The sequence below is a fragment of the Haloarcula sp. HT12 genome (assembly GCF_055271655.1).
Genome location: NZ_JBUXKW010000006.1, coordinates 143,517 through 158,324, shown reverse-complemented (window position 1 = coordinate 158,324; position 14,808 = coordinate 143,517). Strand labels below are relative to the sequence as shown.

The 14,808-nt window shown below is 54.0% G+C and carries 17 protein-coding genes; 8 read left to right on the top strand and 9 right to left on the bottom strand.

The genetic code is table 11. The features are described from left to right. Nucleotides 1-377 precede the first annotated feature (377 nt). Entirely contained in the window at nt 378-1,634 is a 1,257-nt protein-coding gene (locus ACY9XZ_RS20235) for a tyrosine-type recombinase/integrase (RefSeq protein WP_463458784.1), read from the top strand. Between the two features lie 100 nt (nt 1,635-1,734). On the opposite strand, the gene ACY9XZ_RS20230 is transcribed toward ACY9XZ_RS20235, so the two are convergent. From ACY9XZ_RS20230 to ACY9XZ_RS20220, 3 genes are all read right to left on the bottom strand, one after another. After that, complete coding sequence (locus tag ACY9XZ_RS20230; RefSeq protein WP_463458783.1) at nt 1,735-2,244, bottom strand: hypothetical protein; 510 nt, start codon at nt 2,242-2,244, stop codon at nt 1,735-1,737. Beyond that, nucleotides 2,244-3,155, bottom strand: coding sequence for a ParA family protein (locus ACY9XZ_RS20225; protein WP_463458782.1), 912 nt, complete (start codon nt 3,153-3,155; stop codon nt 2,244-2,246). The genes ACY9XZ_RS20230 and ACY9XZ_RS20225 overlap by 1 nt, the downstream gene beginning before the upstream one ends. Before the next feature lie 699 nt (nt 3,156-3,854). Continuing rightward, entirely contained in the window at nt 3,855-4,157 is a 303-nt protein-coding gene (locus tag ACY9XZ_RS20220; RefSeq protein WP_463458781.1) for a hypothetical protein, read from the bottom strand. 459 nt (nt 4,158-4,616) lie between these two features. Here ACY9XZ_RS20220 and ACY9XZ_RS20215 point away from each other — a divergent pair, with 459 nt between their 5' ends. From ACY9XZ_RS20215 to ACY9XZ_RS20205, 3 genes are all read left to right on the top strand, one after another. Then, nucleotides 4,617-4,829: a KTSC domain-containing protein gene (locus ACY9XZ_RS20215; RefSeq protein ID WP_463458780.1), complete on the top strand. Its 213-nt coding sequence runs from the start codon at nt 4,617-4,619 to the stop codon at nt 4,827-4,829. Continuing rightward, nucleotides 4,813-5,268 (top strand): hypothetical protein, encoded by a 456-nt coding sequence (locus ACY9XZ_RS20210; protein ID WP_463458779.1) that lies wholly within the window; start codon nt 4,813-4,815, stop codon nt 5,266-5,268. The genes ACY9XZ_RS20215 and ACY9XZ_RS20210 overlap by 17 nt, the downstream gene beginning before the upstream one ends. Before the next feature lie 264 nt (nt 5,269-5,532). Continuing rightward, nucleotides 5,533-5,808, top strand: a complete 276-nt coding sequence (locus ACY9XZ_RS20205; protein WP_463458778.1) for a PadR family transcriptional regulator — start codon at nt 5,533-5,535, stop codon at nt 5,806-5,808. A 147-nt stretch (nt 5,809-5,955) separates the two neighbouring features. Here the strand turns inward: ACY9XZ_RS20205 and ACY9XZ_RS20200 are convergent, their stop codons facing one another. Beyond that, the gene (locus tag ACY9XZ_RS20200; RefSeq protein WP_463458777.1) at nt 5,956-6,093 is read right to left on the bottom strand and encodes a DUF7837 family putative zinc-binding protein; all 138 of its coding nucleotides are present in this window, start codon (nt 6,091-6,093) and stop codon (nt 5,956-5,958) included. Between the two features lie 342 nt (nt 6,094-6,435). Then, nucleotides 6,436-8,160, bottom strand: coding sequence for an SIR2 family protein (locus ACY9XZ_RS20195; protein WP_463458776.1), 1,725 nt, complete (start codon nt 8,158-8,160; stop codon nt 6,436-6,438). A gap of 207 nt (nt 8,161-8,367) precedes the next feature. Between ACY9XZ_RS20195 and ACY9XZ_RS20190 the strand changes: the two genes are divergently transcribed. Next, entirely contained in the window at nt 8,368-9,789 is a 1,422-nt protein-coding gene (locus ACY9XZ_RS20190; RefSeq protein WP_463458775.1) for a hypothetical protein, read from the top strand. 277 nt (nt 9,790-10,066) lie between these two features. On the opposite strand, the gene ACY9XZ_RS20185 is transcribed toward ACY9XZ_RS20190, so the two are convergent. Further along, nucleotides 10,067-10,801, bottom strand: a complete 735-nt coding sequence (locus ACY9XZ_RS20185; RefSeq protein ID WP_463458774.1) for a hypothetical protein — start codon at nt 10,799-10,801, stop codon at nt 10,067-10,069. Nucleotides 10,802-11,027: 226 nt separating this feature from the next. Between ACY9XZ_RS20185 and ACY9XZ_RS20180 the strand changes: the two genes are divergently transcribed. The 3 genes from ACY9XZ_RS20180 (at nt 11,028) to ACY9XZ_RS20170 (ending at nt 13,184) form a co-directional block, all read left to right on the top strand. After that, complete coding sequence (locus tag ACY9XZ_RS20180) at nt 11,028-11,498, top strand: helix-turn-helix domain-containing protein (RefSeq protein WP_463458773.1); 471 nt, start codon at nt 11,028-11,030, stop codon at nt 11,496-11,498. 319 nt (nt 11,499-11,817) lie between these two features. Continuing rightward, nucleotides 11,818-12,492 carry a helix-turn-helix domain-containing protein gene (locus ACY9XZ_RS20175; protein WP_463458772.1) on the top strand — a complete coding sequence of 225 codons (675 nt, stop codon included), beginning with the start codon at nt 11,818-11,820 and terminating at the stop codon, nt 12,490-12,492. Then, complete coding sequence (locus ACY9XZ_RS20170; protein WP_463458771.1) at nt 12,489-13,184, top strand: hypothetical protein; 696 nt, start codon at nt 12,489-12,491, stop codon at nt 13,182-13,184. Before ACY9XZ_RS20175 ends, ACY9XZ_RS20170 begins: the two co-directional genes overlap by 4 nt. A gap of 85 nt (nt 13,185-13,269) precedes the next feature. Here the strand turns inward: ACY9XZ_RS20170 and ACY9XZ_RS20165 are convergent, their stop codons facing one another. The 3 genes from ACY9XZ_RS20165 to ACY9XZ_RS20155 form a co-directional block, all read right to left on the bottom strand. After that, nucleotides 13,270-13,542, bottom strand: coding sequence for a hypothetical protein (locus ACY9XZ_RS20165; protein ID WP_463458770.1), 273 nt, complete (start codon nt 13,540-13,542; stop codon nt 13,270-13,272). A gap of 152 nt (nt 13,543-13,694) precedes the next feature. Continuing rightward, on the bottom strand, nt 13,695-14,129 hold the full coding sequence (locus ACY9XZ_RS20160) for a TRAM domain-containing protein (protein ID WP_463458769.1): 435 nt from the start codon (nt 14,127-14,129) through the stop codon (nt 13,695-13,697). A 58-nt stretch (nt 14,130-14,187) separates the two neighbouring features. After that, complete coding sequence (locus ACY9XZ_RS20155; RefSeq protein ID WP_463458768.1) at nt 14,188-14,754, bottom strand: hypothetical protein; 567 nt, start codon at nt 14,752-14,754, stop codon at nt 14,188-14,190. Nucleotides 14,755-14,808 lie beyond the last annotated feature (54 nt).

The window sequence follows — 14,808 nt, the reverse complement described above, 5'->3', positions numbered from 1 at the left end:
GACGCAGATTCCACTCATCAATTCGGCCGATACCACGCATTACAGACCCGGTATACCCGCTGTAGTCTCAACTTCCAGACACCATGAATTAGTATAGCGATATACAATATATAATTTGGCTAAAATGCCGTATTCTTTGTTTTAGGCGTGTTTACCGTCGGTATAGAGATTAAGATTGAGCCAACAAAGCGTTTACGTTTAGTGCGATAAACGTAAACAGATTCAAGGAGGTGGCCGCCGTCTGCCACAGCGAACCCAATGCTTCCGCTCAAACCCCGGGATATAACCACTCAGGACGGCCCTGCGCGATATCGGACCTTGTCGGCTCGTTCCCGAGAACCAACACCACCCGAACTTGACTACAGCGAGGGATCGCGATGAGTTCCGACGAGAAGCAGACGCTCCCGGGCGACGAACGCGACGCAGCGGTGCCTCTCGTCGATGTTCTCGAGGATTACCTCTCGGACAAGGGGAAGGGACGCGACGGCGAGAGCGGGCAGTATCGACGACATGCTGAACGCGAGGTGAATCGGCTCATCGAATTTCTCGCGGAAGATCATTCGTCGTCATCGGTGACGTTCGAGGAGCTGTCCGTCGGCGATCTTCGTGAGTACGCGCGGTATCTTGCTCGACAGGGCTGGACCGAGGGCACGGTACAGAATTACTACGCACACGTCTCTGGATTTTGCGGCTGGGCGGCTCGCGAAGGCTACCTTTCGGGGAACATCGCCCAACGACGCCGGGCGAAAGAGCCACTCCCCGAGGACACAGGTCGGAAGAGCGGAGAACAACAGGCCTGGTCAGCCGAGCATCGAGCACGCCTCCTAGAGTACGTGAACAAACAGGCACACGATGCCATCGACGCCGTCGCGGAGGACCGCCAAGCGGCGATCAAGGCGTCTCGTGATCGGGCACTCGTCTACGTCCTTTGCTTCACGGGGGTCCGAGGCGCCGAGGTCCTCGCCGATGGAAACGACGATCGACGCGGACGTGATGGTTTGCAGTGGTCGGATGTCTCGTTCGAGGACAACAACATCCAGGTGCTCGGAAAGACAGGGAAATGGGATGACCGACCGCTACCAGACCCTGCTGTTCCTCCACTGAAGCGGCTGAAGCGCGTCACAGACATACCTAGCGAGGAGTGGCCGGTGTTCCCGACCCTGGACTACCCGACACTAGTGGAGACGTTCGCTCAGAAGATGACTGCCCGAGGATATGAACCGGCTGAAGTCGAGTCTATCCGCAAAGAGAAAGTGAATGACGGCGAGGCGTCACCTCTCGAACTGCTTGCTGACTATGGTATCGAACCGCCCGCGTTAACGACGCATGGGGCTCGCGAGGTCTTGAAACGGCTCACGGCCGACGCGGGCATCGACCTCGAAGATAAACACGGGTATCTAGCCCCTCATGGCGCTCGTCGTGGTGTCGGTGAGGTGCTCGTCCGAGCGTACGGTCACGCCGAGGCGGCCCGATACCTAGACAACTCCGAAGAGATCGTTCGCGAGCATTACTCGCACATTGAGGCGGGTGAGTTGGCCGAACGCGCTGAAGCCGCCTTCGCCGAACACGATCAAGAGCTGCGGGGTCAACACGACGCCGGCGATGAGTCAAATTCCCACCCGGTCGACGAGTAACTGAGCCGGTGCTGCAGCTGCTGTATACCGATTTGTCGCAGTCGCACTTCCGAGGAGGATCTAGGGGAGGGAAGAGAGCCCGAATCTCGACGCTTGCGGGTTATTTATCCAGATATTCGATCCCCCACTCACGAAGTTTCTCGGCGACGAGTTCGGGGTGTTCCTGTGCGACTACCATCGCAGCTTCGCGCGCGTCACCCTTGTACACTGGGCCATCAACGAGGTCTTGCAGGTCGTTCAAGAAGTCCTCTTCACCCTCTTTGACAAAGGGACGAACCTCGAGCAGCAGTTGCTTCGTTCGGTCCGCGTTCACCGACGCACCGCGCATCTGCCGTTGCACGAGATAGGGAAGGTCATCCATATCGAAATCGCCCGACTGTGCCGGTGTCGTCGCCTGTGATTGGGCCTCATCCTGTGGCATTTCCTCCGAGGAAGATGGGGGCTCTGTGGTCGGGTCGGATTCCGTCGGTGTGTCGGGTTGTGTCTCCGTCTCTGCTGCTTTCTCCTCCGTCTCCGGTTCGGATGCTTCGGTGTCGTCCGGCTCTTCGGGCTCCTCGTCCGACTCCTCGTCGAAATCGAGACTCCCAGTTCCCTTCTTCAATCCCGCCATTAGGACATCACCTCCGCGTCCTCAATGTTGAGTTCCGGCTCTTGAGGGGGTTCGACGTCGAACTCATCGGTGAGGTAACTGGCAATATCGAGAATGGTCTCGAGCGTCTCGACTTCGCGCTCGCGGAGACGACGGGTTCCCGCCTCCCCGTTGTGCCACGCTTCCTCGACGACTTTGAACGCCGTGCCTTGGGCATCCCACATCTCGTCCATCATACTTTGTCGCTCGCCAATCGTCGCGGCGATACCGTACTCATCTTCCATTTCTTCGATGTAGCGGTTGTGTGTGCTGGTTGTACCGGCACCCGAGAGGATGACTGCGGCGACGCCGACATCGATCCCAAGGTTCTCGCTCATACTCTCTAAGAGCCCTGCGAGCCCTTCGAGGCTCTTGTTGCCCTTTCCAGCGGGTTTACTCGGTGAGACGAGAGTTCGAGTGGCATAAATGGCGTTATACAGCATAATCTCAGCGCGAGCGTTCGGGTCGATGATGACTACGTCGTAGTCGTCCTGAACGTTGTTCTCCTCCCAGAGAACGTTATAGAGCTGCTCGTAGCGGTTGAATTCGTCACCCATATTCTCCTCGAAGCGTTCACGTTGGAGGAGAAGTTCGGTGAACTCCTCAAGCATATCGTGCGCCGGGAGGACGTCGACTCCCTCGTCAGTGCTGCGAATGAGGTCCTCGAAGTCACCGTCGGGTCGTCCGAGGACGTGTCGGACGAGATTGTCTGCCTCGGGATCGTCACGCCCCTCCTCAACATCGAAGAGGTAGGTGAGATTGGCGGCCTGGTGGTCGAGATCGATGACGAGGACATCGAATCCCTGTCGAGCGTGAGCCTCGGCGAGGTTCGCTGTCCACGTTGTTTTGTGGATTCCCCCTGATTCCGAGTAAATGGTATAGGTGATCGGCATGTGTTCTCCAGATCGTTCGTTCGCATAATAAAGGTACGTCAGACATACAGCTAATCCATCCACCTAATCCATCCACCTAATCAATAGACCCAATTAGCCCGCCCAATGTATGTTGATAATGACTCCAGAGAATCTATCCACCCACCAGGAAGCGCTACATTCAGATTATAGATTCGGATTAGGTTTTCGCATAATGCGCCCAAGTAGCACAGTAGGGCGCTAATACAGGACTTTCGTGGAGCCTACCGAGAACCACCCTCCAAATATAATATTAGGTGAATTGGTTAGGTGTATAGATTAGGTGTATGAATTGAACGGATGAATTTGATATGTGGGTTAGAACAGCTCTCGCGAGCAACGAAGAGACAGGCGAGAAATAGCGCTTCCTCCACCTGCTATGATGAACGGATATCACACGATAAGGGATTGATCAGTAAGTTTTCCGTCATCAGAAGGGCAGAAAACCGGGTACGGCACCTAATCAGCAGTCTCTGTCGGTTCTTCCCAAGGGATATCCCGCTTATGAACTACTGCAAGCTTTAGTTGTCATCGTCTTCGATCACACTGAGTCCCCGCTGAACGAGGGGTATGCACCTGCCCAGCAGACTCTGGGAACGAAAATTGGTCCTCCTCCGCGTCTGCGCGAAGCTCCAGATAGTGAAGATACAACCTGAACCTGGTATCCGCCCCAATCGGCCACTACACTGTGCCAATTTGACCATCGATCTGTTCGTCCCACTGCGCCACTAGTTCACGAAGATCGTCGACGATCTCCTCACCCGAGGCACGGAGGCGAAGAGATGGTTGTCCCTCACGCTCCATATCATCAATGATCATCCGAAGAAGTGGCTCTGACTCCACGGCAGTCGGAGAGGTCTGATCCGCTTCGAGAAGCTGATTTAAAGCGCCGAGTTCCTCGCGACGGGCAGCAACAGCAGATGTCACGTTGTACTCATCGTCCGGGAAAATTTCGTGCTGCGCTGGCTGCTGCGGTTGATGCACGGAATCGGGGTGGATGAACTAAATAACGTCTCGAAGAGGCCCATATTGGTCGTCCGAAGGGCATCTATAAGTACTTCGTGCCAACGTTCCCAGACACCTCGACTCAAATAGTTAGGACGGTTCGGATAAATCCCATACCGCTATATGTAGAGCGGCATCCACCAGTCAAAATCCTGGTTTACGTAATGTTCATCTAGAAACTAGCCAAGTGCTTGATGAGTGGCTAATCGACTAGAAGCCACTCAGACCGAATCGTACCCGCTATTGACGTCTCAACAGAGCTTCTTCGCTAGGTTGTGTGGCTCTCAATAATGAGGTTTGTTGATATAAACAGCTACTCCCTCTCGCGGCCGGAGATATCGGTTATCCGGCCGGCGAAAGCTTATGGTAGCTCTTTTCCTATCATTTTGTGAGAATCGAGTGTCAAATACACTGCTCACATAGAAAAACACCAAGAGCATGAATAGAACACCTGTCTCCTCCAGCAACCTTCGAAGTGTTGGCTACGACTCCGCAACAAATACCCTGGAAATCGAGTTCCACAGTGGCCGTGTGTACCAGTACTTCAACGTCCCGGAATCGGTCTACAACGGGTTGATGAACGCCGCATCACACGGCAAATACCATCACCGACGCATCAAGGACAAGTTTCCGTATGAGCGAATCCGATAACACCGACCCATTCGGATTTGAGCAGCCGGAATTTGATCCCTCAGAAACCTCATTACGGATCGAAAACGAGGAACTCGCTGATCTTTCAGACCAAGAGTTAGATCGACTTGAACGAGTAGCGAGTGCGCTAGCGGAATATGAACAGGCCGCCGCCGACCGAGAGCGGGCAACAACTGAACGGGCGAACGCTGTCGCAGCACAGGAGAACGCCCGGGCAAAACGAGTGTTCCTCGAACGAATTGGCGAAAAGTACCTCCCCTACGCAGGTTTCCTTGTATTTGGATTCATCCCGCTGGTCGTCGGTGTGACGCAGGTTCTCCAATTCACGGACATCCGGCTTTGGGTCGGAAGTGGCCTTCTCGGACTGGGACTCGTCATTGCCCTCGCCCTCCTAGCCCTCGCTGACTGGGATCGGATATCCTCACTGCTTAACCGATAAATCTAGTAGAGCAGGTACTCGCGCAGAGTACGATTCTATAGTAATCTCCAGAAGTATCTACTCACATCTCTCACCACATCTTCGAGAACCGACGAGATACGGCATTCCTCGGCGGGTATCCCCGTAAAGACTTCCAGATTCTACTATAGGATGTAGGCCCGTATCCGACTACCAGAAAATTAGTCGGACAGATTGTGTTTCTGTCGCTGACTATCCTGTAATCCTGTAGAATTATACTAAGAGCGGGTAAACCTGCGCGGAAGGATGTACGATCTCACCGGCTTCCAACGTGATCTGCTCACGGTCACCGCAGGTATCGAGGAACCTCACGGCCTCGCAATCAAAGACGAACTCGAAGAGTACTACGAATCGGAGATCCACCACGGACGTCTTTACCCCAACCTCGATACACTGGTCGAAAAGGGGCTAGTCGAGAAGGGAGAAAAAGATCGCCGGACAAACGTCTATACAGTTACCAAACGCGGTCAGCGAGAACTCGAAGCCCGACGTGACTGGGAACGCCAGTACGTCGATCTATAACTCGTACCGAGCGATATCTCTACAGCCGCACTCGGGACAGGAGTCCTGGGCCTCATCTAAACTGGTTCCGCAAGACCGACACTCGAACAGTTCCGTTGTGTGAGTCGAACTCGGTGACAGCCGCTTTAGGACTCGTAACATAGAGACTCACTGTGGGTCGACGACGTCCCGACACTCGGGGCATTCGGCCCAGACACCGCCTGCATACTCTATCAGCGTATGACGAGGCAGAATCTCACAACCGCAGTGCGGGCAGTCACCGAGGTGCGGGTCTTGGGTACTCATATGAGTGGGACGTGTGACGGAGGGACGCACTGCCCTCTGCTTCTCTCTAAGGGATGGGGCCACATATATCTCAGTGAACCAAAGTGAAAGTGGTAGCAGTGATTAGTCTACACGGCGAGAAGGCCATCTCAGCAAAGGAGGAGTGAAAATCACCAATACGGTATTTGCCAAAATAGCCCTCACCAATTGTGTACGACGTATCGTGAGGCATCTCCTTGCCAAGTCCGACGTCCTAGATTGAGTTTCTAGATTTGAGCTCTGTCCGACCGAATTCGAGGAGGATGCCGATCCGCTGTATGGTCAGTAGTCGATGGAGAGACGCATTGGTGTTCCCGAATTGACTTAGTATGGATCAAAGCGTGATTCAAGATTCGAAAGATAGGCGCTTACAGTATCAATATCAGCCGGCAGCAATCCGATCTGTATTGGCCCCCAGTCTTCACCTTTCGTTTCGAGTTCCGCTTCCAAGGAATTCAGCGTTTCTTTGTAGTAGTTTTGCTCGAAATGAGGAAGCCGTTGATCCTCGTCGACTTCCTTCGAGACGAGGAGAAGTAAGTCAAGCAGCGCCTCAAACTCCCGTGAACGCTCTTCAAAGCGCGTATCTGACGGGACATATTCGGAGAGAATCGGTCGGACGGCAGATTTCAGACGGGGTCGCAGATTCCGATTTCCCCAGCCTCCGTCGGGAAATTCGGTACCAAAGTCCCACGGGTGAATCTGCCGAAGCGGGGCAACATCTCCCCGCAAGTTCTCGAGTTCAGGTTCGCGCAGAACTGCTCGAACGGCATCCCAATTACCAACTTCCATGCCTGTGATGCCCACCACGTACGAAAGGTAGGCAATCGGATATCGCTGTCTAATCGCCATCCACGACCCCATACGGTGACGGCTCTCAGGACTTGGCGGTGAGCCTAAGCGCTCGATCATATTTTCTAATGCGAAGAGACCACTGTTCTCGCCTTTCGGCCCCCAGTAGGCACACGTGGCAGCTGCGGTCGCCAAGACACTCAGCTCCTGTTCATAGCTCTTAAATCGCTGGTATATAGCGTCGCGATTAACCTCGTGATCGAGTGGATATCGTTCCTCGGAGAAGATCCGTTGATACACCCGTTCTGTTTCCTCTTGGAAGAGGTCGCCGAGAGCAATGTTCTTCTCCGACTGGCTCAGATACCGTTTGGTGCGTTCCCGAGCGATTTCGTTGGTTAATGGTCCCTCGCGTTCTGCGCCTTCGAGAGCGCGGACGTTCTCCGTGAGCGTCGTAAAAAAGGAGGCTGCGCCATCAATAGGGATCTGTATTGCATCCCGATCATCGATGATCGCCCGTGCCTCGTCTTCCAAGCCGCCATAATTGGCCCAGTATGTAGGATAGCGGTCACACGCGTTGTCCGTTAGAAGCTCCTGCAGGGCAGTATCATTGCGTGCTGACCACCCACAGACGATGAGCCCGTATTCTGAGAAAATCTGACTGAGAAGGTCAGCAACACTATCCTCGTACTCGTCAAGCTCGTCAGAGACATTCTTCAGGTTGACGTCCTTGTAGTCGCCGTTGACTTTGAGGATTAACGCTTCTTGATGTTGCAGCGGTTCTGCCTCTCGGACGTCCCTGGCGGATGATGTGACCAGCGGAGTGAGCTCCCGATCAATGAAGGAGTGCTCGAGTAATCGGTCAAAGTTTGTCGTGATGATGATCCCGAGATACCCTTCCTCAACTAACCAAGCAATATTCTTGTGAGCCTCGGTGGGAAGTTTTTCACCCTGCTCACGTTCGAGATCAGTCGGCTCGAAGTATTTTTCCAGCAGCGATCGTCGCTCTTCCTTTGATTGAGCGACCTGCTCAATGACATTGTCGTATCTCGCCTCTTCATCGAATGTATTCTCATACCACTCGGAGGGGGCTGTTTCGATCTCTTCGTCGTACTGGTCAGCAATTTTTCGGATGAGGTCCTGGACAATATCCCATCCAGTAGGGATGCCAGCCTCTGTAGAAGCTCCTGAACCCAATAATAAGGCGAAGACGCCAGAGTTGTTTTTTACTGAGAAGGAAAGCTTTGTTTCGTTGTTGACCATGTCAGAGCATCCCAGTGGGAGCCAATAGTTCCATTGTTCGCACACACCTCGCGACGGGTGCTCTGAGCACCGGCATCAACCCGAGTTACTCTGCGATTGTACCACTAGTCGATCACGAGTGGGCTCGCAATTGATATTTAAAGAAGCAGCTGGCAGTACTTCCACAGGCCATTTTTATACGATTTCCAACCCGACATATTGGTACAGATGAGCGAAAACGAACCGCTAGCAGACACACACGGGAGCCCCGCATACGCACTAACCGGAGCTGAACGGAGGTATGTCCGGTCGGGAGACCCAGGGGGCGAATCGAAAACGAATATGGAGGCCCGAATCGAGACGAAGATCAACCGCCTCGGATATCGGATCGACCACCTGTTAGCGGACATTTTCTTACTCCACGCGAACGACTACCTCACAGAGGAGTCGTGGAAGGACGGATGGGTTGGTCTACTCGGATTCGACGAGTACCCCGTCCAACCGTCTACACGAAGAAAAAGAGCCCCAGAGCTTACCGATTTTGAAGAGCCCAACAATGACTCGGAGATCGTTGAAGCGTGTCGGATGGCCTCTGACACTGAGACAGACATTGGCCGTCCGATGTCGAGTACGAAGGAGTTCGGCAGGGATATCGGTGAGCTAGCCCGGAAACTCTCACTTGCTCCGGGTGAGATGGACGAAGACGAAGTGCTACAAGATATTGCCTATGGCTTTCTTGAAGGGCTCTATTTCGACCACAGACCAGCTGGACTCGGTGATCAATTAATGCAGCAACGGCAAAAGTACATGAACGAGATCATTTCAGCCCTTCAAAAACAGCTCGAGCATGAGCTGACATACGATCGTGAATGGGCTGAATGGGAGCGTGAGTGGCGAGTGCAAGACGATCTGTGGGATGAACATCGAACGAAGATGATCTCCCGGCTTAGAGAGATCCTCAACGAAGCACCGGAACCGATTGCCCCTCGACGATCGATGTCAGAGTTCCGTTCTCGGGTGCTCGAAAAGCGAGGCGATACTGACTCGCAAGGAACAGGAGTGAACGAGAGGGGTATCGACTGTCGGGATCTTCTCTTCGTTTTGATCGACAACAGCATCGAGTCGGATTATCCAGTCGGATCATCTGGACACTGGGGCGATTTTCAAGCCGAACACGGTCCAGCAGAGCAGTTTGAGCCAGAAGAGTTCATTCAATACGACCGTGTGGTAACCCTAGTCGAAGAGTATAGAATTCTAGAACGGGATGTTTTGTATCGCCATTGTCAGACAGACGCTGATCGAATCCAGGGGAAGAAAGCTCGCGGACTAGATGCGTTTGACGTATTTTCGGCCATTCACAACAGTAAGAGCGCGATCAGTTCGAAACAGATAGCACGGGATATCGGTTCCGAAACATCATATCAAGGGCAAGTCACCCAGATCTGTACGGATCTTGCGGGCCGAGAGTGGGAGCAGCGGCCAGTACTAGCCGGGAGTAAGGACGGGTGGCAATTGACCGCGTATGGGAGGCTATTGGCGGAGTGTATGTTTGATGGATCACAGTCATCCCTCATGCGGATGTTCGGACCAGCGGTTAGCATTGACTTGATTATCCAAGCGGCGACCGAAATTGACGAGAACCGCAGCTAAGAGAACGACTGTCGACCCGGTGGAGAGATATGCTCCCCAATCTCCAGATGGGGAGTAAAGTGACTCTGTTGAAATCCTCAGTCGTCGATAGATTGTTGAGGCCGCGCTAAATATAGAGCACGTATCTCGTTCGTAAAAGCTGACAGTGCAACGAATACGGTACTATGGCTAGGACGGCAGTACGGCCTGGCTGCTAGCTCTTGTTCCTTATCGTGGCTAGATTTTTAAATGAAAGTTTCAAGGGATGGGCAGAGTAGGAATCATACCCCCGACAGAATCACGCATCATCTCCCAATTCAATCCTCACAGCTGCGTTGTCTCGGATAGTGGGGTTTTTCGAGAGGATAGAGGCCACAGCCAGCAGGTACTCAGCCTCAATTTCCTCAGACATCCCGTACGCACAATATAGCGGATGTTCTGGAATTTTTTCATTCGTAGGGGTCGCCGTTCTGTCGGGGAGCCACTCTGCTTGGTCTAACGGAAGACGAGTACACTGGTCAAGTCGAATGTAGTCTCCACGGATCGCATAACAGGCGTTCACATCCTCCCGATTGTCGGTATTCAGTCCTACCTCTTCGAGGGAATCAAAGGAGTCAGTGACGCTATTGATGGCCTGTCGTGACTGAACACTAAGAAATGGCTCAGATTGGGGAACATAGAGATGGGTTGGATCGTAGACCTCTGACAGCGGCTTTACGAGATTATTATGCGTAATCTCCGGGATCGACACTGTCGGGACATTATCGGCCTCATAAAGCCGATCGATTAAGAACCAGCGTTCTGCCTGATGGAAGCCGGAAACCACGGATGGAAGATTAACCTTGGATATCTCGGGGAGATCATCTCCCGTTACCCAATCATACGGAATAGGGATCCGATTGGCACGAATCTCGAATGAGTCCTGATGACGATTCTGAACTGTCTCACCCTGTATTTCGCGTCCTATCACCGCGTTTTCCTCGTATTCGCTGCGGAGTTCTCGAACGAGATCCAGAGCTAGTTCTTCGTCCATAGCGCCTACATTCGTCCTGTCTTACTTGAAGATACAAGACGCATATCGGACAAAACACAGAACGTTATTCATCGATCAATTTCTTAGCGAAAGATGCCGTCCAATGACCACTAATCTCAAAAATGAGTACACGGAGGTTGCAATACATCCGGCAAGCTAACGCTGAGAACGGCGAAGCGTGAGTGTTGGAGAACTACTACGAGAAGCTCTATCCGATGAGTTGGTGATGACGATGCCCGATAAGGACGAGCTGCCGCTCTACGATGCCGTCAGTAATCTGGAGCAGGCGGGCCTGATCAGCAAAGTCGGTGACGATGACGGGACCGCCGTGTACACCGCTGAAGAGTTCGAACTGGCTTTGGCGGTCCGCGAGACGGAAGTCTCGATCACGCCCGAACTCATCGAGGGAATCGCCCAGAAGAACGAGCACCAAGCGATCGAGCGGGCCCTCGAAGACTACGGCATCGTCACGTTCGCACTCGCATACGATCTCGTGAAGGCACACAGTGAGGGGGACGTCACGATCAGGCAGATCGCGAACCTCACAGACCTGTCGCCTGGAACCGTGTATGATTTCGTCGAAGCGCTCTTTTCGATTCTCGATCTCGGTGACGACGAGTTGGCCCCGACGACGTACACTCCGAATGATTTCGACGAGGACGAAGAGGATCGACTCGAAAAAACCGCCGATGAGTAGACCGAATGACGAGCTATTCTCTACCCCCGTAATGGCGATCAACGCGCTCGTCACTTCTTCCACGCCAGTGATGACGACTTGAGCCTGTTCAACGGCATCCGAAGGGGAATCAGATACGCACGCTCGCTGTACGGCTCTCACCGTCGCCGCTCTCGGCCAACAGGTCCCCACATCGGAGCCGAATCACGATCCGCATTACCAGGACTGCGACGGCTTCAAGACACGGCGAGCTGACGCGTTTATTGAAGTCAGTCGGGGGCACTCTAACCCCACTTCTAGTAAGACTTTTAACTGTTACCGGATTATTGGTAACCACCAGATGTATGAGGTACTCGACGACACGGCGGCACAGACCATCCTCGCCATCGAGAGTGGTGACTCCATCCGCCGTGTCGCCCAACACCTCCACACGCCGTACGAAACGGTGCGACAGGCCGTCAATCGGCTGGAAGACGCAGGCTACGTTTCCTATGACGACGGCCTCACTGTCGTCGACGAGCGCGTACGCGACGCAGCGCTCGAGCTCGTCGCTGCCAGCGCCGGCGTCAGTCCACCCTCCATCGAGGAAACGTACGTCATCCCGCAGTTCAGTGACTGGCCGTTCGCGTTCACGCGGATCGACGCCGTCTACGTGTGGACTCAGGGCGGCTACCAGGTCGGTCGCGAGCCCGACGACTATCCACTATTCCTCGCTGTTCGTGAGCAGGACGTCGACGCCTGGGAGACGTTTTTCGAATCGTTCGACCTCCCGACCGCATTCGAACGACAGCCCCGAGATGAGCTGGACCGACCGCTGCAGATCGTCCTCGAGCCACGCCCGTCACTCGACATCGAATACGTCGAGGGATACCCGGTGATACCGAGAGCAGAGACAATCGAGTATATGCGCGAGAACTACGCTCAGTTCCAGTCGGCGTTGGCAATGCTCGACCGGATGTACGAGGACCTCGACCTCGGCGTCACGTATCGAGAGACGGAACGGGCACAGCCATGAGCTTCAACAATCGAAGTGACGCACTCATCGAACTGCTCGAAGAGCTCACCCAAGAAGGCCACGAGTACGTTCTCGTCGGTGGCTACGCAGTCTCAGCCTTCAATGCTCGCTTCTCCACGGATCTCGATATCGTCGTCGCGCCGGACTCCAAAGCTGACTTCGTCGAATTCCTCGAACGTCGGAACTTCGAGGAAACGGACAGCCACGCCAAGGAGTGGTTCTACGATACAGAGGTGATCGAGTACGAAAAGCGGCTCACGCCGCAACAGCCGATCGGCTTCGACCTCTTGGTGAACGGACTCGGCTGTCGTCAGACCGAGGCACAGTGGTCGTTCGACTACCTGTACGACCACAGCCACCAACAGGAGGTGAGCGGGAGCACAGTAACGACGACGGCTAGAGTCATCGATGGGGCAGTCCTTGTGGCTGCAAAGCTCCACAGTGGCCGAGAAACGGACCTTCGGGACGTCTTGGCAGTGGCTGAAGAGATCGACCTCGACGCTGTCACACCCCACCTGCGGCGAGGGGACGACGATGAGCTCCGGGAGCAACTTGAGCGTGGTCTGGAGATCTTGAAGAGTGACGAACTCAAGCACGGATTTCGGAGTGACTTCGGGGCCTCAGCTGTCTCAGAAGAAACGGTCACCGCTCTCCAAGAGTATCTGTCTGCACAGATTGACTACCCGAGCTGAATCGGTCGGGACCCCCTTGATCGGAAGTGAAGATAAGGCCCTTCAGCGGTGCTTGCAGTCAGTCAAAAAATTGGAGGGGTGGTTGTCAGTCGACCGTCGCTAACACACGGACATCCGTAGCTGAGTGTCGTTCCCGTTCAGTACGAGCACCGTGCTCGCGGAGGAACTCATCAATGCGGTCGGCAAGGGCCTCCGCATCCTCCCTATCGACGTGGACGATCAGCGTCGGGCGCTCCTCGTCGCTGTTCTCAATCACGAGCGAGACATCCTTGAATTCGTCCGGCTGTCTATACGCCTCGAACTCATCGGCGACCTTGTTGGCCAGGTCGTCGAGTACCTCAATCGGTTCCTTTGTCATAGATTGTATTTCGGCTTTGGAGGGTTGTGCCATCGCGAGCGCGTGAAGAAAACGTGACTTTCAGAACCACCTCCATCAGACAAACGCGAACGGAGCCTTCTCACACCGATGGTTTACCGAGAAGAAGACCGATCCACAGAAGGGACAACAGGTTAGAGTGCTCGCGGATCGCTATCGACAATGCTCGCAAACGCGACGTTCTCCTGAACTTGTTCGATTTCGACTGTTGGCTCGTCGCCGGGCTGAGCGCCGGGAACGATCACGACGTACCCCCGTTCGACTTTCGCAATACCGTCTCCTTGATCACCGACGGTTTCGATTGTCACGTCGCGCACTTCTCCCTCATCAACAGGAGGACCAGATGAATCGTTGCTCGTGCTCCCCTGAGAGGCGGGATGGCGTGGGCTCTGTGGAGATGTCGATTCAGCTTCGGAGGATGAATCAAGAAGAGCGATGCGGTAGGTTTCATCAACAGTCAGCGCCCCATGCTTGATCTCACTCGGAGGAATCTCGATGACGAATGTGCCATCCTCCTCCTGAATTTTCGCAGTGAACAGCGAACACAGGGAGTCTGAGATTTCTACCATAGCTGGGTTTTGATACTGGATACAATTAATCGGTCTCTTTGAGAAGGAGCGAACTAGATCAGCTGTCCTCAGCTGGTTCTTCCCAAGGAATGTCTCGCTTGTGGACTACAGCGAGCTTCGAGTCGTCATCATCTTCCATTGCACTAAGACCACGCTGGACGAGAGTGTGAACCTGTCCAGCAGACTCCGGGAACGAAAATTGGTCATCCTCCGCGTCAGCACGGAGTTCCAGATAATGGAGGTACAACCTGAACGTCGTATCTGCTCCGATAGGCCACCAAATCGTCCCTATCTGCTCATCTACCTGATTGTCCCAATGCTCTATGAGTTCACGGATATCGTCGACGAGCTCCTCCCCAGAGGTGCGAAGGCGGAGGGAGTATTCCTGATCCTGCTCCATATCTTCGATTATATCCTGAAGGAAAGGCTCAGCCTCCAAGGCGGTAGGTGAGGTCTGATCCGCTTCTAGAAGTTGTTCTAACGCCCGAATTTCTTCACGCCGAGCGGCTACAGCGTATGCGACATTGTACTTGTCCTCGGGGAAGATTTCGTGCTGACTCGGTTGTTGTGCCTGAGGGACAGTATCCCCGGTGGATGAGCTAAATAAGGTCTCAAAGAGTCCCATACGCTTCGTCCGGACGGCACCCATAAGTACTTCCTGTCAGAGTGGACCTCAGCT